This window comes from Pedobacter borealis DSM 19626 (genome assembly GCF_000708285.2).
GTDB classification, from domain to species: Bacteria; Bacteroidota; Bacteroidia; order Sphingobacteriales; family Sphingobacteriaceae; genus Pedobacter; species Pedobacter borealis.
This window is the reverse complement of sequence record NZ_JAUG01000013.1, coordinates 20,929-40,073: the sequence shown is the minus strand read 5'-3', so window position 1 is coordinate 40,073 and position 19,145 is coordinate 20,929. Positions and strand designations below refer to the sequence as shown.

The window sequence follows — 19,145 nt, the reverse complement described above, 5'->3', positions numbered from 1 at the left end:
GTTTGAATTATTGAAAGTAAAAGCTGAATATAGAACTATTTTGAATGATAATTCAAAATGAACCTAAATTATTTTAAACAATTTGGCTCATTTTAGAATTTAGCTTTTTATAGGAAGGACTTGAGAAAAAATCTAGACAAATTTTGATCAGATAAACATTTTTATGAGCAACACTACTAAGATGTTCCGCGTTTATTCAATTCATCTCTTAATCTTGCGGCCTTTTCATAGGCTTCTTCGGCAATGGCTTCCTGTAACTTTTGCTGAAGTTCTTCTAATGTTAAATCACCAAAACCTTGTTGCTGGGTTGAGGTAGGCAAGCTATCTGCTTCAGGTTCTTTTGCAATAGAATCCATATTTTCGAGAAAAAGAAAATCATTCCCTTCTATTACGATTCCGGCAGAAGCCAAAATAAATTCGTAAGTATAAATCATGGCATTAAACCTAACAGCCAAAGCAATGGCATCAGATGTTCTGGCATCAACTTCATGTGTGTTTTTACCATCACTGCAGATCAACTTTGCGTAAAAAACACCATCAACCAGATTGTAGATGATAATTTCCTGGATATTGATATGAAAAGTATCAGCCATCGATTTAAATAAATCATGTGTTAATGGCCTACTAGGAGTCATTTTCTCAATTTCTATAGCAATGGCCTGTGCTTCAAATGCACCAATAATAATCGGTAAGCGGCGGCGTCCATTTACTTCTCCTAAAACAAGGGCATAAGCACCAGATTGAGTCTGGCTGTAAGATAAACCTACAATATCTAATTTAACTTTTTTCATATTTGTTTTCCAAACCTCGCAGGTTTTGGAACCTGCGAGGTTTAAAGGTTTATTTTTATGCTTTATGTGCTTTTAATGCTTCAATTAACTTTGGTACAACCTCAAAAGCATCGCCAACAATACCATAATCGGCCACTTTGAAGAAAGGCGCTTCCGGATCTTTGTTGATTACTACAATCACTTTTGATGAACTAACGCCAGCCAAATGCTGGATAGCGCCAGAAATACCGATAGCAATATAAAGATTAGGGCTAATGGCAATACCGGTTTGACCAACGTGCTCTGAATGTGGTCTCCAGTCTGCATCCGATACCGGTTTAGAACATGCTGTAGCAGCACCCAACAAACCAGCCAATTCTTCGATCATTCCCCAGTTTTCTGGTCCTTTTAAACCTCTGCCAGCCGAAACTACCAATTCTGCATCAGGTAATGAAACTTTATCAGTTGCCCTAACAATCTCTTTAATAACAGTTCCTAAGTCTGATTGTTTAACATCAGCAGTAAAGGCCTCTATTGCCGCATCTGTAGCATTTTCTTTAACACCAAAAGCATTTGGATTTAAAGCAATTACTTTATTGGCCGATGTTAATTCGGTAATGGCAAAGGCTTTACCTGAGAAAGCCGTTTTCTTAACCGAAAATTTACCATCAGTACTCGGTAATTCTACCGCACCATCAGCTAAACCCGCTTTAAGTTTTACTGCAATACGTGGCGCTAAACCTTTACCAGAGAAAGAGTTAGATAAAACTACAATATCGGCACCTTCTTTTTCTGCTGCTGCAGCAATAACACTTGCATAGGCTTGATTTACAAAGGTTTTTAATTGATCGGCATTTACGTTTAGTACTTTTGATGCACCGTATTTACCCAATTCCTTTAATTCGCTGTCGGCTACATCGCCAATAGAAATTGCGGTTAAATGAGTTGATTGTTGATCGGCAATGGCTTTGGCATAAGATACGGCTTCAAACACAGATTTCTTAAATTTCCCCTCAGCTTGTTCTACATATACTAATACTGACATATATTTACCCCTAAATCCCCTGAAGGGGACTTTTATTTTTAAATGAAATTAATTCTATTTATTATCTCTTTTATTATTAGACAACTGGAAATTGCCAACTGCTTTATATTACTTTAGCTTCGCTGTGAAGTAAACCAATTAACGATTCTGTTTGGTCGGCAGGAATTAACTTAACCGTTCCGCGCGGAGCAGGGGTTTCATATTTCGTAACCTTGGTTACTTCTTCAATAGCAACTGCATCTACTACAACCAATGGTTTTGTTCTGGCACTCATGATACCACGCATATTCGGGATTTTTGGCTCTGCCACACCTTCAGCACAACTGGCAACAAACTTGCCAGAAACGGTTAAAACTTCTTTACCACCTTCAATTTCTCTCTCAATCGTCGCTGTATCACCATCAACATCTAATTTTTTGATAATAGATACTGAAGGGATATCTAAAAACTCACCAACCATTGCAGCAACCTGATTTCCATTGTAATCGATAGATTCACGACCAGTTAAAATTAGATTGAAATCTTTATCTTTTGCATATTCTGCAATCTGTTTTGCCACGAAATAAGCATCTCTAGGTGCCGCATTAACCCTAACCGCATCATCTGCACCAATTGCAAGCGCTTTTCTAATGGTTGGATCATTACCTGCTTCGCCTACATTAATAACCGTTACCGTTCCTTTACCGCCTTCAGTTAGCTCAATTGCCCTTGATAAAGCGATTTCATCATATGGATTAACAATATATTGCACTCCTGACGTATTGAATTCGGTATTATCATTAGTAAAAGTTATTTTTGTCGTTGTGTCTGGCACATTACTGATACAAACTAATATTTTCATATGTTAATAGTGGTTTTTATTGCTATGAAGCTATCGTAAGCCGAAATTTTTAGCTCATGATAATTTCATATGTTATATGTTTATTATATAAGGTCTTTCTGCAAATTTAATTAAAAAAGCAAGGAAATAAAATGTCATCAACCCGTTTAAGTAAGTTATTAGAATTTTTAGAAAGCGATCCAAACGATCCTTTTATACTATATGCTTTAGCCACAGAGTATAACGCACAAAATGATAAAGAAAAGGCCTATTCTTTTTACCTTCAGTTAACGGATAAACACCCCGATTATGTTGGCACTTATTACCATTTGGGTAAATTGCTTGAAAAAGATGATCAAAAAGAGAAAGCTATAGCCATTTATCAGAAGGGTATGCAAGTAGCACGCAACAAAAGAGACATGCACGCTTTTTCTGAATTACAGGGCGCATATAACACTGTTGCCGGATTAGATTATGAAGACGACTAGTTCAGTTAACAGTTATCAATTTTTAGTCCTGAGCTAATGCAAACAAAACCTATAGCTGCAAAAAAACAGTGGTTATTTATTAGAAACGTAATCTTTTTTACATTTACTTCTTTTGGAGGCGCACAAGCGCACCTGGCTTTGCTGCTTAAATACTTTGTTCAGGGCACTAAATTTATCTCAGAGGAAGAACTTTTAGAGTTAAATGCACTGGCACAGGTACTCCCTGGACCGGCATCCACCCAAACCTTGGTTGGGATCGCCTGGAAAGTTGGAAAACTTAAACTGGCCATTATTACTTTCCTGATCTGGATTTTACCTACAGCAACCATAATGACCTTTGCTGCAATCAGTTATGCTTTACTAGATCAAAAACAAAAATTTAACGATATTTTAGAATATATCCAGCCAATTGCATTGGGTATTGTAGCTTATGGTGCATGGAAACTTGGTAAAAAGGTTTTATCCTCTCAGGTTTCTATATTCCTTGCCATTGCTTCGGTTATTGCCACATTAGTTTTAAGAAATGCTTATGTGTTTCCATTGTCGATATTAATAGGCGGAATGATCTCTTCAGCCATCGAAACACCAAAAGAGGAAGCGGAGTTAAGGGTTAAACTTTTTTCAAATATCAATCCTAAAAAACTGGTCTACTTCCTAGGTGCTTTGCTTTTATTTGCCTTGGTAGGTGCAATTATAAACAGAACATCGCCCTTTAGTTTACCGATTCGTTTGCTCGAAAACTTTTATCGTAACGGAATATTGGTTTTTGGGGGCGGACAAGTACTTGTCCCTTTGATGTTTACCGAGTTTGTAGAGATGAAACATTATTTACCTTCATCTGGATTTTTATCGGGTTTTGCATTACAGCAGGCCTTACCTGGTCCAACATTTTCTTTTACGAGCTACTTAGGCGCATTAAGCATGAAGAATTTTGGTTACGGATTATGGGGCCAAATTTTAGGAGGATTGATTGGGGTTATCGGCATCAACTTACCCGGGCTAATCCTCGTTTTATTTATTGTACCGTTTTGGGACGATCTGAAAAAGATCTCACGGATCCGTCATAGCCTTTCCGGAATCAATGCCGTTAGCGTTGGATTTATTATTGCTGCTTTTGTGCTACTGTTAATACCGATGGGCTTTAACTGGATATTTTTAGGGATAATGGTCGCTACATTTTTGTTGTTAAATTTTACTAAAGTTAGTCCACCTGTTATTGTATTGGCAGGTATATTAATTGGATATTTATTTTAATATCATATTAGTTAACAGATTGTTATTTAGACTAATAGAAAAGGAGTTAGAACTTGGAAAGCAATTACGGCACACTGTAGGTTAATGTAGCCCCGCTATCACTGCTGCTCCGATGAAGAATCGGGAGCATTCGTTTTATCGGGTTTAGATTGGTTTGGCTTAGTGCTACTAGGTTCGGTTTTCCGTGCCAGTACTCATGGTTTTTAGTTCCAAATGAAGCAGAGATTTTCTTTTGTCACCCTGAGGGGGTAATTTATGATATAAAAATCAGTATTAATGACAGGTGAGTTTAAAAGATTAAATCTTCTCAGATTATCGTCATTGCGAGGAGAAACGACGAAGCAATCTTTCAAGCTAGTGATCCTTGCCATAAAGATTGCTTCGTCGGCTGAAAAAGCCTTCTCGCAATGACGATCGTTCTATTAAGTCTGCCATTGATAGCGGAAAAAAGCTAAAAAACTTATGCTAAAAATGGGATAGGTTTTGTTGCGTATAACAGCCAGATTGCTTATTCCTAAAACGGTGGATCATCATCATTATAATCGTCCATTTTTGAAGGGCGGATAATCACGTTGCTTTGTTTTTCAAAATCCTGTGATGGGTACATACCAGCTGAAGGATCAGCCGCAAATGAACTTGGCGGTGCATTAAAGTCTTCTTCCAAATCGGTAAACTTCACAAATTTACCCACGAATTTAAGTGGTACAATCCCGGTTTCACCGTTACGGTGTTTTGCAATGATAACCTCACCAATACCCGCTTGCGATCTTCCTTGCTCATCCTCGGTAATACCGTAATATTCAGGGCGGTACAAGAATAATACCATATCCGCATCCTGCTCAATTGAGCCCGACTCACGTAAATCGGATAACATAGGCCGTTTTCCTTGCAAACCTGGTCTACTCTCTACCGCACGACTTAACTGCGATAGTGCCAGCACCGGAACATCAAGTTCTTTTGCAACCGATTTTAGTGCCCTAGAAATACTACCAATTTCCTGCTCACGGTTACCACCGCCTTTTCCTTCGCCTTTACCATGCATTAACTGCAAATAATCGACAATTACCAATTGAATATCGTATTGTGATTTTAATCTTCTGCATTTTGCCCTGAACTCAAAAATATTTAGCGCAGGCGTATCATCAATTAATAGGGGAGCTTCGGTTAAACGGCCAATTTTACTGTGTAACTGCTGCCATTCCCATTCCTGTAAATTTCCTTTTCTGATTTTTTCCTGCTCTATTTCTGCTTCTCCAGAAATTAAACGATTAACCAGCTGAACTGACGACATCTCTAGCGAGAAAACTACCGTTGGTTTTGCAAAATCGACAGTGGCGTTTCTAGCACAGGTTAGTACGAAAGCCGTTTTTCCCATCGCCGGACGTGCAGCAATAATTACTAAATCCTGCTTTTGCCAACCACCAGTTATTCTATCTAGCCCTGTAAAACCAGTTGGCACACCAGTTAAACCATCGGTTTTGGTACGAAGCTCTTCAAGTGTGGCTAACGATTGTTTAATGATATCGTCCATTTTCTGTGTATCTCTACGCAGGTTATTCTGGGCAATTTCGAAAAGTCCTTTTTCTGCCTGATCTAAGAGATCGAAAATATCAGTTGTATCTTCGTAGGCATTTGTAATGATTTCGGTTGAAATCCTGATCAGTTCACGCTGAATATATTTCTGAGAGATAATACGTGCGTGAAACTCGATATTCGCTGCTGATGCAACTCTATTGGTTAAGTTGGTAATGTAGTAAGCGCCACCAACCATTTCTAAAGAGCCCAATGTTCTCAGTTCTGCCGTTACAGTTAAAATATCAACGGGGCGCGATTTTTGAAATAGAATATGAATTGCTTCAAAAATTTTCTGGTGGGCAATGTTATAAAAAACCTCTGGTTTCAAAACATCAATTACAGCAGAAAGCGCATCTTTTTCGAGCATTAACGCTCCAAGAACTGCTTCCTCAAGATCTAATGCCTGAGGGGGAATTTTCCCCTGTGAACTTATAGTATTACTTAACCTGCTTTTTCTAGCAGTTATACTGTTCTTTCCGCCTTGTTCATTATCGATACTCATTCCACAAAAGTAATCAAATTTTGATGCGGTTGTTCGAATTAGTTACTAGCTGTTTGTTAACAAATTGAAGCATAATCAGATTAAATTTTATTGGATTTATGATGCCATATAAATTTTTAAACAATTAAATGTTAATAAGGCGCACATTGTTTAGGGCTAAAACATTTTATTTGAATACTTTTGCCTAACAATTTCAAAACATGGATAATTTTAGAAGACCGCAACGCGCAAAAGAGAATAATGAGTTTGTATTCGGCATCAGGGCCGTAATAGAAGCCGTTAAAGCAGGAAGAGACATTGAAACCATTTACCAGCAACGCGGTCTGGGCGGCGATCTTTTTCTAGAATTAAAAGCCCTTCTAAAAGATACTTTGATTCCCTTAAATTCGGTTCCAATCGAGAAGTTGAATCGCATGTCGCAGAAAAACCATCAAGGTGTAATTGCGGTTATTTCGCCGATTACCTACCAGAATATTGAAGACATTATTCCAACCGTTTTCGAAAAAGGTGAGGTCCCATTAATTTTGGTTTTAGATAGTGTTACCGATGTGCGTAACATGGGTGCAATTGCACGTACGGCCGCCTGTGTAGGGGTGCATGCCATTGTAGTTCCTTTAAAAAATGCTGCACAGATCAATGCTGATGCCATTAAAACCTCGGCAGGTGCCTTATTTAGTATTCCGATTTGTCGCCATGCTAACCTGCATAAAACCTGTTTATTTCTACAGGAAAGTGGTCTGCAGGTTGTAGCCTGCACCGAAAAAACCAGTGACTTTATCTATGCGCCGGATTATACCATGCCTACAGCAATTGTAATGGGATCGGAAGATGAAGGAATTTCTAACGATCTTTTAAGGGTAGCCGATCACCTGGCTAAAATACCAATGGCCGGAAAAATCGAATCGTTAAATGTTTCAGTAGCTGCTGGGGTAATATTATATGAGGCCGTTAGACAGAGAACGATCTAAAGCTAGATATAAAAAGGAAGAGGGAATTTAATATCGATTAGTACGTTCTATGGGGCGTCTTCCTGAACTTGTTTCAGGATCTTACGTAATAGATTAGGATAGGAAATATAAGATGGATGATGAAAACTATGTTACATCATCCATCTTACATTTATTTAGATGAATTTATTGCCAAAACGCGATTTAACCTCCGCAACAAACTCTTTAACCTTTTGCTCTTCATTTCTTGGACAGATCATCAGCATATTATTGTTTTCTACAACAATGTAATCGTGCAGCCCCTGTAGGATAACCAATTTATCTTCTGGAACATTTACCATACAGTTTGATGAATCGAACATCAGTACCTGTTGTGACGGGATAACGGCATTACCCACATAATCTTTCTCTGCCATTTCATAAATAGAGGCCCAGGTTCCTAAATCAGACCAACCGAAATCAGATGGAAGCACGTAAACATTTTCTGCTTTTTCCATAATTCCGAAATCTATTGAAATATTGGTGCATTGAAAATAAGCATTATTGATAAAGGCTTTTTCTCCTTCAGTATTCAATTCAGACCTGCCGATATTAAATATTTCATACATATCTGGCAGATGTTTTTCGAAAGCACTTAAAATCGCTTTAGCCGACCAGATAAATATCCCGGCATTCCACAAGAAATCGCCGCTTTGTATAAATGATTTTGCCAATTCTAAGTTCGGCTTTTCGGTAAATGTTTTAACCTTATGCAGATCAGTGTCGGTATTAAGCACATAATCAGTATGTTGAATATAACCATAGCCCGTATCCGGACGGTTTGGTTTAATACCCAATGTGATTAAACAATCGTTTTTCGAAGCCGCGTCTAATGATTGCTCAATAGACTGTATAAAACCATCAATATTGGCAATGGTATGATCAGAAGGGGCAACAACTATGGTGGCGTTCGGATTTAATTCAGCTATTTTTAAACTTCCATAAGCAACACAAGGAGCTGTATTTCTTAACAATGGTTCGGCTAAAATTTGATTTGCACTGAGCTGTGGTAATTGCTCTTTTACTAAATCCGAATAAATTTCGTTGGTAACAATAAAAATATTTTCAGGAAGGCAAATTTTTAAAAATCGATCGTAGGTGCTCTGTATCAAAGTTTTACCTACACCAAAAAAATCGATAAACTGTTTTGGGTATTCTGTTCTGCTTACTGGCCAAAAGCGACTTCCGACACCACCGGCCATAATCAATGCATAATAGTCTTTATTCATTTTATAAATTAAAATTACACGATGCCTTCGTTAAGGAGATCGTGTAAATGGATAATGCCAAAGTAAGTATTTTGTTCTAGAACTAGCAACTGCGTTATATTGTTTTGTTTAATAATATCTAGGGCATCAACCGCTAAAGCATTAAATTGTATGCTCTTTGGCGTTCTGCCCATGATATCTTCAGCTTTTAAGTTTGCAATAGAATTGTTATTTTCTAACATCCGCCTTATATCACCATCCGTAATGATGCCAAGCACCTTATCGTCGCTATCAACAACAACAACAGCACCCAAACGGTTTTTACTAATTTCTATTAACACATCTTTAACTGATGCAGATGGGTGTATGGAAGGTTTCTCATTAGACAAAGCCAGATCCCGTGCTTTTAAATAGAGTTTTTTGCCTAATGCCCCGCCTGGGTGATATTTAGCAAAATCGGATTCATTAAAATCTCTACATTCCAATAAACAAATAGCCAGGGCATCGCCCAATGCCAATTGCGCCGTTGTACTGGTAGTGGGTGCCAAATTATGCGGACAAGCTTCTTTTTCGAAAGAAGTGTTCAAAATCAGATCGGCCTGCTCGGCTAAAAAAGAATTCAATTCACCAACCATCCCGATGAGCAGATTGCCAGATGTTTTCAACAAGGGGGTAAGCACTTTTATTTCTGGTGTGTTTCCACTTTTAGAGAGGCAGATTACAATATCATCTACCTGGATCATCCCCAGATCGCCATGAATAGCATCTGCGGCATGCATAAAAATAGCAGGGGTGCCTGTTGAATTAAAAGTAGCTACCATTTTTTGTGCAATGATTGCACTCTTTCCTATACCAGTAACAATTACCCGTCCTTTGCCATGTAAAATGCTTGATACGACTTTTTCAAAATCGCTGTTAATATTCTTTGCAACATTTAATATTGCTGCTGCCTCAAGCTCTAATGTGCTTACAGCCGATTGGATTATTGATTTTTTACTTTTCAAAGAGAAAATAATTGTCTGTTAATACTTGAAATTCTTGTAAAATTATGTTATTTTGGATACAAAAATAGCATCGCATATTTTATTACACAAAATGGACGTGAAAAAGTCGTTATTTGATAACCTACAAAATTTCTTCGGGTTTGACAATTTCAAAGGTGATCAGGAGTCGATCATTACAAATATTTTAGAAGGCAATAACACATTTGTTATTATGCCAACAGGCGGAGGGAAGTCTATTTGCTATCAGTTACCCGCTTTAATGAGCGAGGGAACAGCAATTGTAATCTCTCCACTAATTGCATTGATGAAAAACCAGGTTGACCAATTAAGGGCTTTTGGTGGAAATGACAGTATTGCTCACTTTCTTAATTCATCCCTAAATAAATCTGAAATTACTCAAGTTAAATCTGATCTTTTAAGCGGTCAGACTAAATTATTGTATGTTGCGCCAGAGTCTCTGGCGAAGCAGGATAATATTGAATTTTTAAATCTGATTAAAATCTCTTTCGTTGCCGTTGATGAAGCGCATTGTATCTCTGAATGGGGGCATGATTTCAGGCCAGAATACCGTAAGATTAAACAGGTTATTGCAGGATTGGGGAATAACATTCCAATTATTGCATTAACCGCAACTGCTACGCCAAAAGTACAGCAGGATATTATGAAGAATCTTGGAATGACGGAAGCAACGTTGTTTAAATCCTCATTTAACAGGCCCAACTTATTTTACGAAATCCGCCCTAAAAGAGACATTACCAAAGAAATTATTAAGTACATCAAGTCTAATCCGGGGAAATCGGGGATTATTTACTGCCTTAGCCGTAAAAAGGTTGAAGAAGTGGCAGAAGCATTAAATCTGAATGGAATTAGTGCCTTGCCTTATCATGCGGGGTTAGACCCAAAGGTTAGAGCTGAAACGCAGGATAAATTTTTGATGGAAGATGCTGAGGTTATTGTTGCAACCATTGCCTTTGGTATGGGGATCGATAAACCCGATGTTCGCTTTGTGATTCACCATGACGTGCCTAAAAGTATGGAGGGTTATTACCAGGAAACTGGCAGGGCCGGACGTGATGGTGGCGAAGGCGTATGTATTGCTTTCTACGCTCAAAAAGACGTAGACAAGCTGGCTAAATTTATGAAAGATAAACCAGTTTCGGAACGTGAAATTGGTACGCAGATATTAAAAGAAGTGATCGATTATGCTGAATCTGGTGTATGCCGACGTAAGCAGATCCTTCATTATTTCGGTGAAAACTTTAACGAAACGGGCTGTAACTGCATGTGTGATAACTGTAAAAAGCCTAAAAAGCAATTTGATGCAGAAAGTCAATTGTCAACCGTTTTGAAATTTATCGAAAAATCGGGCGAAAAATTTGATGATGCACACTTGTTAAACGTATTTTTAGGTTTAGAAACCGCTCAAACCATTGCTTACGAACACAGCAAGATTCCTGAATTTGGAATCGGTAAAGAAGAAGGCGAGCTGATGTGGAAATCGATTATCCGCCAGGCTGTTCTAAATAATTACCTTTTTAAAGACATTGACAATTACGGTTTATTAAAGTTAACCAAACAGGGAAGAGATTTTATTATCAACCCTTATAGCCTTAAATTCATACTAAACGAACCAATAGAGAACGGTGCTGATGACGATGACGATGATGTAAAACAAGGTACAGGTGCTTTAGATACCCATCTTTTATCATTGCTTAAAGAGCTACGTAAAAAAATTGCGAAGCAAAAAAGTGTTCCACCATTCGTAGTTTTCCAGGATCCCTCTTTAGAGGAAATGTGCACACATTACCCGATTACGACGGAAGAGCTTCGCCAGATTTCTGGTGTAGGTTCGGGTAAAGCAATGAAATTCGGGACACCTTTTATCGAATTGATCAAAAAATATGTCGAGGATAACGATATCGAACGTCCAATCGATTTGATTATTAAAACTCAGGCCAATAAATCGCAGATGAAGGTTTCGATCATTCAAAATATCGACAGGCAGATTGGTTTGGAAGATATTGCCGATTCGAAAGGCATTACTTATGAAGAAATTCTGAAAGAAGTAGAATCGATTGTAAACTCTGGTACTAAACTTAACCTAAACTATTTCATTGATGAAGTAATTGATGATGATAGACAGGATGAAGTATTTGACTATTTCAGAGCTGCTGAAAGCGATTCTATCGATGAAGCACTTAACGAGTTAGGCGAAACCGATTATACCCGCGAAGAAATTCAATTGATGCGGATTAAATTCATGTCAGAACTAGGAAATTAAAAATTAGGTGTGAGATCGGAGAAGCTAGATTTGAGACAAACTCAGATCTTAGATCTTATGTCTCACATCCAACATCTTAACTATGCTTAACTATTTAGATAAATTAAAAAATACAGATTCGGGAAATTTCTTTTTAATGGCTGGTCCATGCGCTATTGAAGGCGAGGATATTGCCATGAGAATTGCCGAAAAGATTATTACAATTACTGATAAACTTCAGATCCCATATATTTTTAAAGGTTCGTACCGAAAAGCAAATAGGAGCAAAGGAAGTTCTTTTACAGGGATTGGCGATGAAAAAGCTTTGCGCATTTTAGAAAGGATTGGTAGAGAATTTGGTGTGCCAACAGTTACCGATATCCATGAAAGTGGCGAGGCCGCAATGGCAGCTGCTTATGTAGATGTATTGCAGATCCCTGCATTTTTATGTCGCCAAACTGATTTATTAATTGCTGCCGCCGAAACTGGAAAAGTAGTAAACGTTAAAAAAGGTCAGTTCCTTTCTGCAGGTTCTATGAAATTTGCCGTTGAGAAAGTAAAAGAAGCCGGAAACAACAAAGTGATTTTAACAGATAGAGGTAATACTTTCGGTTATCAGGATCTGATTGTTGATTACCGTGGTTTACCCGAGATGCAGGGTTTCGGTGTTCCGGTAGTAATGGATTGCACACATTCCCTACAACAACCTAATCAAAGTAGTGGTGTTACTGGTGGTAAGCCAGAATTAATTTCAACTATCGCTAAAGCAGCAATTGCAGTAGGAGCAGATGGTTTATTTATTGAAACACACCCTGATCCTGCAAATGCAAAATCAGATGGTGCCAATATGTTACATTTAGATCTGTTGGAAGAAACTTTAACCAAACTGATCCGAATCAGACAAGCTATACTTTAATTTTGACTAGCCCGAAAGTATTTCTTACTGCAGAGTGGCGTAAACTGGCTTTGGCGCAGTATGCTGTGGATAAAGAAATACTTTCGGAATACTTGCCCGCACATACTGTACTGGATGATTGGCAGGGCAAGTATTATGTGAGTTTAGTCGGCTTTATGTTTGTTGATGTTAAACTACGGGGCTTTAATATTCCATTTCACACTAATTTCGAAGAGGTTAACTTAAGATTTTATGTCAAATTTAAGGATGGAGATACGTGGAAAAGAGGCGTGGTATTTATTAAAGAATTTGTACCCAAGCCTGCCATCACCTTTGTAGCCAACACCATTTATAAGGAGAATTACCAAACATTTCCCATGAAACATGTTTGGATTGAACAAGAACATCAGCTTGAGGTAGATTATCGCTGGAAGAACCAAACCTGGCATAATTTTTCACTTATTTCTTCTTCAAAGGCAGAAGAAATACGGATTGGTAGCGAAGAAGAATTTATTACAGAGCATTATTGGGGTTATACTAAAATTGGAGCGAATAAAACATCTGAATACGGTGTTGAGCATCCGCGCTGGCAAACTTATCCGGTAAAAGACTATAAAATTGATGTCGATTTTGGAATTAACTACGGAAATGATTTTTCTTTTTTAAATGACGCTAAGCCTGATTCTGTATTCCTGGCTGAAGGCTCTGAAATAAGGGTGTTAAAAGGAAAAAAGTTTTAATATTAAAAATACTTTTTGTCATTCTGAATGCAATGAAGAATCTTTATAAATAGATTTTCATCTGTGTTCATAAGTTAAGGATTCTTCACTAAGTTCAGAACAACAAAGTTACCATTATATCCTATGATAGTCTCCGCGCCAATTTTTAATGGCTTTTTTGATCTCATCAGGAGATAACTTATCAGCCAAAGCTTTATCAACCAAAGCCAAATATTCTTCATCACCAGCAAAACGCAAAGCCATAATTTGCCCCATTCTCAGCTCACTCGGAAGTGCTTTACCTGTAAGAATGTAATAACGTAATTTTTCTTCGGCTCTTGCAGCTCTATCCTGTGCCTTAAGTGCAAACATCCGTGCCATTACAGCTATAAAGGCAATCAGGAAAAATGCAAGCACAAGCAAGCCCGTGATTATAGTAGGTACGGCTATGCAACAATAAATGGCAAAACCTAATCCTAAAACCGCTAAGGGTATTGTAAAAAAATGAAAAGGTGGATAAAATCTCTTATGGTTTCCGTAATGCTGAGACATCTTGAGTTTTTTAAGTAATACTTTATATGTTTATATTTTAGTAATTACAAACGATGTTCTACGATTGTTTTTCCTACCTGATTCCGTTTTATTATCAGCGATCGGTTTACTTGCTCCAAAGCCCTTAAAGGTAAGCCTTTTAGCATCAATACTATTTTTGATCAGGTACTCATAAACTGCATTGGCACGGTTAAAAGACAACTTTTCATTCAACTTATCATCGCCAACATTATCGGTATGGCCCTGAATCTCAATCTGTACGTTTTCGTTTTGGTGCAAAAAATCGATAAGCAGATCCAGTTCACGGATAGAGGCGGGCAAAAGATTAAACTTATTGGTATCAAAGAAAATGTTTCTTAAGGTTACATTTCCACCTTGCTTTATTTTTTCGATGTAAACTTCAATCTGGTAAGGTTTATTGATATCTCCCGCCTTGAGCTCAAAGTTTTCAGAGTAAAACATATAGCCTTCAGCATTTACATTAAACAGATAATTACTCCCAACAGGCATTACCGCTAAAAACTGACCGGTTTCTGGATCAGTATAATCATCGAAAACAGTTTTATTGCTTTTCAGATCAATCACTTGAACATTACTTTCGATCGTTTTTTTAGTATCCCGGTCCCTTACAATTCCTTTCACATAAGAAACCTTCAGCGGTTTAGCGATTTCAGGAATTCCAAAACTATAAATATCCTGTAAGCCAAAACCTCCTTTTAAATTCGAAGAAAACAAGCCGAAATTTCCATCGGCACTTACTACCAAGCCACTTTCATCTTCGAAAGAATTGATCGGATAACCGATATTAATTGGGCTTTGCCACTTGCCATCATTATCCATTCTGCTATAATAAATATCTTTGTTTCCAAAACCTGGCCAACCATCAGAAGAAAAATACAAAGTTCTTCCATCAGCATGTAAAAATGGTGTATTTTCATCATAAACCGTGTTGATATCAGGCCCAAGGTTAATGGCTGGTCCCCATTTGGCATCATCGGTAATGGTGCTTTTCCATATGTCGTACCCTCCTGAGCCACCAGGTCTGTTGCTTATAAAATACAAGGTTCTTCCATCAGGACTGATTGCCGGTTGTGATTCCCAATATTCTGAATTAACGGGTTTCCCAACATTGTAAGGTTCGCCCCAATCTTTTCCCTCACGGTGTGAAACATAAATATCACACCTACCTAGGCCATCTGGTCGGTTGCATCCCGTAAAAAAAAGGTACTTCCCATCAGGTGAAATGGTTTGGGCCCCTTCATTGTATCGAATAGTATTTATTTTGCTGGATAAGGGAGTAGCGGCATCCCATTTATTATTTTTAAGCTGTGATGTCCAAAAATCTTCATTACCATTTAGCTGACGCGTAAAAACCAAAGTTTCACCATCAGCTGTTATCGCAGGAAAGTACTCAGCATCTGTTGTATTTACACCTTCACCTAAATTTGCTGGACTATATTTTACGGGTTTCTTGGTTGCTATGGTAGCGAAATCACAATCTAAAAGATATTTCTTTGCTCTTCTTGCTCTATCAGATGAAGAATCTAATAACAAAAATTCACTAAAATGCTGTTTCGATTTTAAATAATCTTGAGTTGCAAATTCGGTTTCAGCCAAGCCATAAATTACAGCCGGAGCTACAGTTTTATTGATCAATATGGCTTTTTCGTAAGCAGCTTTGGCTTCAGCATACTTTTTTTGTGCCTTATAAACGCCAGCAAGTACCATGTAGGCATTCTGAAATAAAGGATCAGCTTCAACCGCACTTTTTAATACCTGTTCGGCAGCAGCATAATCCAATTTATCAATAAATGGACCTGACTTTTCAAAAAAAACCTGTGCTTTTTTATTTAGGGAGCTTTGCCCAAAACAATAAATACTCAGAATGCTAAAGAAGAGGGTTAAGCGGAATTTCATTACATTAACATTTGGTTATAAAGCTAATGTATTGTTTTTAAGGAATATTTAAAAATTTGTGCGTTTGCAAAGAAATTTCCCATTTTGGGTTTGCCATTACATAATCAATAATCAATGGTGTAATTTCTTTTGATTTAGACCATTCTGGTTGGAGATATAATTTACAGGTAGGAGACACCATAGCCGCGTATTCTTCAGCCCATTTAAAATCACTTTTATTAAAAACGATAACTTTTAATTCGTGCGCAAAAGGTGTAATATCCGGCCTTGGTGCTTTAAATTTCTTTGGTGATAAACAGATCCAGTCCCAATTTCCAGAAAGTGGGTAGGCCCCAGATGTTTCGATAAAGGTAAGAATACCTCTTTCCTTTAATTTATTGGTTAAATAATCCAGGTTATAAATCAAGGGTTCGCCACCAGTAATTACAACAGCCTTGCCCGGAAATTTATCGGCGTTTTCAACAATTATATCCGAAGCCGTAAGTGGATGCATTTCGGCATCCCAGCTTTCTTTCACATCGCACCAATGGCAACCTACATCGCAGCCCCCTAAACGGATAAAATAAGCTGCTTTACCAGTATTAAATCCTTCGCCCTGTATGGTATAAAATTCTTCCATTAAAGGAAGTAATGTGCCGTCTTCTGGTATGTCTTGTTTCATTTTTGAGGATGCAAATATCCTAAAAAAATATGGTGATGCTGTTCCTCTTTTGAAATTTAATGTAAAGATGAAATAAGACTGATATTTATTTGCCGTATTTTAGCTGTATGAAGTGGTTTAAGGCGCTAAATAATAATCAAATTCCCCGTCCTGATACAATTAAAACAATAGAAGTTGCGGGAAAACAAATTTGTTTGATTAACAATGAAGACAAAATTACAGCAACTCAATCGCATTGTCCCCATGCTGGCGGTCATTTTAGTGGCGGCTGGTGCAAAAACGGGCATCTGGTTTGTCCAATCCATCGGTACGAATACAGTTTAACCACGGGAAGGGGAGCAGAGGGACAAGGTGATTATATCAATATCTATCCGACCGAATTACGCGAAGATGGCCTCTATATCGGTTTTGAAGAAAGCTGGTGGAGTAAACTTTGGGGGTAGACTGGTATGAGTCGCTATGCTGAGTTTGTTTAGTAGAAAAACTAATTAACCTGAGTTCGATTATTAAATCTCATTTTGTGGCGTTTTAATCAAGTTTTCTGTTAAGACGGTCGTCACCCTGAATTTATTTCAGGGTCTTTCACGCTAAAAAGATGCTGAAATAAATTCAGGGTGACGATAAAGCTGGATTAGGCGTGTATAAGATATGATTTTCAGCTAATAATTATCGAACTCAGGTTAATTAAGTAAATATCTTTTAAAAAATTCCTGACAGTTCAATATTTCAATTTCAGAGAAATAAAAATCTTCAATATCTTCTGTAATAATACATTTACAATTAACAGATTTGGCCGCGTAATATTCTAAACCATCTTCAAAATCGTGAATTGATTTGTTGGACAAGGTATCCAAAACACCTTTTGATAAATTTTCAGCAATCTTAATATGTTGGCAAAGCAAATCGATTTTCTGCTTGGCCAATTGAGATTTGTGTTTCTTTTCGGCAAAGTAAAAAGCAATGGCCAAACAAAGTGGAGTAGTATATATTTCAAATTTTGGATGCGATGCCAAACTCAAAATCCTAGAAGAATAAGTAAACAATGGATATTCCTTATTCAATACTGAAACGAGAACATTGGCATCTAAAAATATCTTCATTAATTACTTTTTAGAAGAAAAATACTCGTTTTTTGAATCTTTACGTGTTTGTTTTGGCATTTTTTTATATTCTACTTCCCCCTCAGCAACCATACTTACCCAATCAGAAATTGGAAAGTCTTCTAAAGATTTGTATTCTTTAGCAGTTACCTGAGTTAAGAGGTGTTCTATTAATCGCGATAAGCTAATGTTGTTTTCAGCGGCATATTTTTTTGCCCTTGCTACAACATCTTGATTAAAACTTAAAGTTAACTTAGTGTCCATCTAATTAAATTTTAATTCAAATATAACAATTGTACGTAAGGATTTAAAATATTACACGTAAAAAAAACAGCTCAAATATTTGAGCCGATTTTTAATATCTATAATGATATGTTTCACTTTAGTCTTTAAGCTTTTACCTTTTCGCTTATGAATAAATTTCTTTTCTAGCAGATGCTAATGTGTTTTTCAATAAACCAACAATGGTCATTAAACCTACACCACCAGGAACAGGCGTAATGTATGAAGCTTTTGGTGCTACATTTTCGAAATCTACATCACCATATAACTTAAAGCCAGATTTGGTTTCAGCAGAAGTTTCGCGGTTAATACCTACATCGATAATAATGGCACCAGGTTTAACCATATCGGCAGTAACAAAATTCTTTTTACCAATAGCGGCAATCACAATATCTGCTTGGAGAACCTGTTCTTTTAAATCTTTAGTACGAGAATGGGTAAGTGTTACAGTACAATTGCCTGGATTGGCATTGCGGGCCATTAAAATGCTCATTGGGCTACCCACAATGTTACTGCGGCCAACAACCACACAGTGCATTCCGGTAGTATCGATATTGTATTCCTGTAGCATCAATAAAATACCATAAGGTGTAGCCGGGATAAAGCAAGGCAGGTTACGCATCATCCTACCTAAGTTTACAGGATGGAAGCCATCTACATCTTTACGGTGATCGATCTTTTCGGTAACTTTCTCCGGATCGATGTGTTTTGGCAAAGGCAATTGAACAATTAATCCGTCTACATCATCATCCTGGTTAATTTCTTCAATTTTCGCCAATAACTCAGCTTCAGTTACCGAGTTATCATACCTATGCAACGATGATTTAAAACCAACTTTTTCACAGTTTTTCATCTTACTGGCCACATAGGTTTCGCTACCACCATCATTGCCCACTAAAATGGCAACTAAATGTGGTTTGCGTCCACTTTTATTTAAAAATTCGGCAGCTTCTTCTGCAATTTGAATTTTAACTTTTTCTGATACGTATTTACCGTCTAATAATACCCCTAAATCCCCTGAAGGGGACTTTGAATTTGCATCGCTCATATAACTTGCTTCGTTATAATTTTATAATTTAAGATTTAACTTAATAAAACTCGCCAATA

General features: G+C 37.4%; 19 protein-coding genes. 7 read left to right on the top strand and 12 right to left on the bottom strand.

The annotated features are described in order from the left end of the window. Nucleotides 1-176: 176 nt before the first annotated feature. The 3 genes from AW17_RS05720 to AW17_RS05710 all read right to left on the bottom strand — a co-directional run bounded on the left by AW17_RS05720 (nt 177) and on the right by AW17_RS05710 (nt 2,656). Complete coding sequence (locus AW17_RS05720; protein ID WP_029275168.1) at nt 177-791, bottom strand: bifunctional nuclease family protein; 615 nt, start codon at nt 789-791, stop codon at nt 177-179. 55 nt (nt 792-846) lie between these two features. Beyond that, nucleotides 847-1,815, bottom strand: a complete 969-nt coding sequence (locus AW17_RS05715) for an electron transfer flavoprotein subunit alpha/FixB family protein (RefSeq protein ID WP_029275167.1) — start codon at nt 1,813-1,815, stop codon at nt 847-849. 103 nt (nt 1,816-1,918) lie between these two features. Further along, nucleotides 1,919-2,656 (bottom strand): electron transfer flavoprotein subunit beta/FixA family protein, encoded by a 738-nt coding sequence (locus tag AW17_RS05710; RefSeq protein WP_029275166.1) that lies wholly within the window; start codon nt 2,654-2,656, stop codon nt 1,919-1,921. Nucleotides 2,657-2,787: 131 nt separating this feature from the next. On the opposite strand from AW17_RS05710, the gene AW17_RS05705 reads away from it, so the two are divergent. Then, complete coding sequence (locus AW17_RS05705; protein WP_029275165.1) at nt 2,788-3,123, top strand: tetratricopeptide repeat protein; 336 nt, start codon at nt 2,788-2,790, stop codon at nt 3,121-3,123. A 36-nt stretch (nt 3,124-3,159) separates the two neighbouring features. Next, complete coding sequence (chrA, locus tag AW17_RS05700) at nt 3,160-4,377, top strand: chromate efflux transporter (RefSeq protein ID WP_029275164.1); 1,218 nt, start codon at nt 3,160-3,162, stop codon at nt 4,375-4,377. Nucleotides 4,378-4,891: 514 nt separating this feature from the next. Here chrA and dnaB read toward each other — a convergent pair. Then, nucleotides 4,892-6,454, bottom strand: a complete 1,563-nt coding sequence (gene dnaB, locus AW17_RS05695; protein WP_029275163.1) for a replicative DNA helicase — start codon at nt 6,452-6,454, stop codon at nt 4,892-4,894. Nucleotides 6,455-6,654: 200 nt separating this feature from the next. Here dnaB and rlmB point away from each other — a divergent pair, with 200 nt between their 5' ends. After that, nucleotides 6,655-7,422 carry a 23S rRNA (guanosine(2251)-2'-O)-methyltransferase RlmB gene (gene rlmB / locus AW17_RS05690; protein ID WP_029275162.1) on the top strand — a complete coding sequence of 256 codons (768 nt, stop codon included), beginning with the start codon at nt 6,655-6,657 and terminating at the stop codon, nt 7,420-7,422. Between the two features lie 155 nt (nt 7,423-7,577). On the opposite strand, the gene AW17_RS05685 is transcribed toward rlmB, so the two are convergent. Next, nucleotides 7,578-8,669 (bottom strand): mannose-1-phosphate guanylyltransferase, encoded by a 1,092-nt coding sequence (locus AW17_RS05685; RefSeq protein WP_029275161.1) that lies wholly within the window; start codon nt 8,667-8,669, stop codon nt 7,578-7,580. A gap of 14 nt (nt 8,670-8,683) precedes the next feature. Further along, on the bottom strand, nt 8,684-9,652 hold the full coding sequence (locus AW17_RS05680) for a KpsF/GutQ family sugar-phosphate isomerase (RefSeq protein ID WP_029275160.1): 969 nt from the start codon (nt 9,650-9,652) through the stop codon (nt 8,684-8,686). 91 nt (nt 9,653-9,743) lie between these two features. Between AW17_RS05680 and recQ the strand changes: the two genes are divergently transcribed. The 3 genes from recQ to AW17_RS05665 all read left to right on the top strand — a co-directional run bounded on the left by recQ (nt 9,744) and on the right by AW17_RS05665 (nt 13,547). Beyond that, nucleotides 9,744-11,933, top strand: a complete 2,190-nt coding sequence (gene recQ, locus AW17_RS05675) for a DNA helicase RecQ (protein WP_029275159.1) — start codon at nt 9,744-9,746, stop codon at nt 11,931-11,933. A gap of 82 nt (nt 11,934-12,015) precedes the next feature. After that, nucleotides 12,016-12,828 (top strand): 3-deoxy-8-phosphooctulonate synthase, encoded by an 813-nt coding sequence (kdsA, locus tag AW17_RS05670; RefSeq protein WP_029275158.1) that lies wholly within the window; start codon nt 12,016-12,018, stop codon nt 12,826-12,828. Nucleotides 12,829-12,830: 2 nt separating this feature from the next. Then, nucleotides 12,831-13,547, top strand: coding sequence for a YqjF family protein (locus AW17_RS05665; RefSeq protein ID WP_029275157.1), 717 nt, complete (start codon nt 12,831-12,833; stop codon nt 13,545-13,547). A 114-nt stretch (nt 13,548-13,661) separates the two neighbouring features. Here AW17_RS05665 and AW17_RS05660 read toward each other — a convergent pair whose 3' ends face one another. Genes AW17_RS05660 through AW17_RS05650 form a run of 3 tightly spaced genes read right to left on the bottom strand, consistent with a single transcriptional unit; the run spans nt 13,662 to nt 16,656 of the window. Further along, nucleotides 13,662-14,078 carry a DUF6526 family protein gene (locus AW17_RS05660; RefSeq protein WP_029275156.1) on the bottom strand — a complete coding sequence of 139 codons (417 nt, stop codon included), beginning with the start codon at nt 14,076-14,078 and terminating at the stop codon, nt 13,662-13,664. 30 nt (nt 14,079-14,108) lie between these two features. Continuing rightward, nucleotides 14,109-15,995: an OmpA family protein gene (locus AW17_RS05655; RefSeq protein ID WP_029275155.1), complete on the bottom strand. Its 1,887-nt coding sequence runs from the start codon at nt 15,993-15,995 to the stop codon at nt 14,109-14,111. Nucleotides 15,996-16,032: 37 nt separating this feature from the next. Continuing rightward, nucleotides 16,033-16,656: a 7-carboxy-7-deazaguanine synthase QueE gene (locus AW17_RS05650; protein ID WP_029275154.1), complete on the bottom strand. Its 624-nt coding sequence runs from the start codon at nt 16,654-16,656 to the stop codon at nt 16,033-16,035. 107 nt (nt 16,657-16,763) lie between these two features. Between AW17_RS05650 and AW17_RS05645 the strand changes: the two genes are divergently transcribed. Further along, nucleotides 16,764-17,099, top strand: a complete 336-nt coding sequence (locus AW17_RS05645; RefSeq protein WP_029275153.1) for a Rieske (2Fe-2S) protein — start codon at nt 16,764-16,766, stop codon at nt 17,097-17,099. Nucleotides 17,100-17,336: 237 nt separating this feature from the next. Here the strand turns inward: AW17_RS05645 and AW17_RS05640 are convergent, their stop codons facing one another. The 3 genes from AW17_RS05640 to AW17_RS05630 all read right to left on the bottom strand — a co-directional run bounded on the left by AW17_RS05640 (nt 17,337) and on the right by AW17_RS05630 (nt 19,086). Then, nucleotides 17,337-17,756, bottom strand: a complete 420-nt coding sequence (locus AW17_RS05640) for a PIN domain-containing protein (protein WP_029275152.1) — start codon at nt 17,754-17,756, stop codon at nt 17,337-17,339. A gap of 3 nt (nt 17,757-17,759) precedes the next feature. Next, nucleotides 17,760-18,020 (bottom strand): DUF6364 family protein, encoded by a 261-nt coding sequence (locus AW17_RS05635; protein WP_029275151.1) that lies wholly within the window; start codon nt 18,018-18,020, stop codon nt 17,760-17,762. A 145-nt stretch (nt 18,021-18,165) separates the two neighbouring features. Next, entirely contained in the window at nt 18,166-19,086 is a 921-nt protein-coding gene (locus tag AW17_RS05630) for a bifunctional 5,10-methylenetetrahydrofolate dehydrogenase/5,10-methenyltetrahydrofolate cyclohydrolase (protein ID WP_029275150.1), read from the bottom strand. Nucleotides 19,087-19,145: the final 59 nt, after the last annotated feature.

Bases quoted from the DNA above. Each gene is read 5' to 3' on its own strand.
- AW17_RS05720 (WP_029275168.1), bottom strand. From the start codon at position 791: ATGAAAAAAGTTAAATTAGATATTGTAGGTTTATCTTACAGCCAGACT.
- AW17_RS05715 (WP_029275167.1), bottom strand. From the start codon at position 1,815: ATGTCAGTATTAGTATATGTAGAACAAGCTGAGGGGAAATTTAAGAAA.
- AW17_RS05710 (WP_029275166.1), bottom strand. From the start codon at position 2,656: ATGAAAATATTAGTTTGTATCAGTAATGTGCCAGACACAACGACAAAA.
- AW17_RS05705 (WP_029275165.1), top strand. From the start codon at position 2,788: ATGTCATCAACCCGTTTAAGTAAGTTATTAGAATTTTTAGAAAGCGAT.
- chrA (WP_029275164.1), top strand. From the start codon at position 3,160: ATGCAAACAAAACCTATAGCTGCAAAAAAACAGTGGTTATTTATTAGA.
- dnaB (WP_029275163.1), bottom strand. From the start codon at position 6,454: ATGAGTATCGATAATGAACAAGGCGGAAAGAACAGTATAACTGCTAGA.
- rlmB (WP_029275162.1), top strand. From the start codon at position 6,655: ATGGATAATTTTAGAAGACCGCAACGCGCAAAAGAGAATAATGAGTTT.
- AW17_RS05685 (WP_029275161.1), bottom strand. From the start codon at position 8,669: ATGAATAAAGACTATTATGCATTGATTATGGCCGGTGGTGTCGGAAGT.
- recQ (WP_029275159.1), top strand. From the start codon at position 9,744: ATGGACGTGAAAAAGTCGTTATTTGATAACCTACAAAATTTCTTCGGG.
- kdsA (WP_029275158.1), top strand. From the start codon at position 12,016: ATGCTTAACTATTTAGATAAATTAAAAAATACAGATTCGGGAAATTTC.
- AW17_RS05660 (WP_029275156.1), bottom strand. From the start codon at position 14,078: ATGTCTCAGCATTACGGAAACCATAAGAGATTTTATCCACCTTTTCAT.
- AW17_RS05655 (WP_029275155.1), bottom strand. From the start codon at position 15,995: ATGAAATTCCGCTTAACCCTCTTCTTTAGCATTCTGAGTATTTATTGT.
- AW17_RS05650 (WP_029275154.1), bottom strand. From the start codon at position 16,656: ATGAAACAAGACATACCAGAAGACGGCACATTACTTCCTTTAATGGAA.
- AW17_RS05645 (WP_029275153.1), top strand. From the start codon at position 16,764: ATGAAGTGGTTTAAGGCGCTAAATAATAATCAAATTCCCCGTCCTGAT.
- AW17_RS05640 (WP_029275152.1), bottom strand. From the start codon at position 17,756: ATGAAGATATTTTTAGATGCCAATGTTCTCGTTTCAGTATTGAATAAG.
- AW17_RS05635 (WP_029275151.1), bottom strand. From the start codon at position 18,020: ATGGACACTAAGTTAACTTTAAGTTTTAATCAAGATGTTGTAGCAAGG.
- AW17_RS05630 (WP_029275150.1), bottom strand. From the start codon at position 19,086: ATGAGCGATGCAAATTCAAAGTCCCCTTCAGGGGATTTAGGGGTATTA.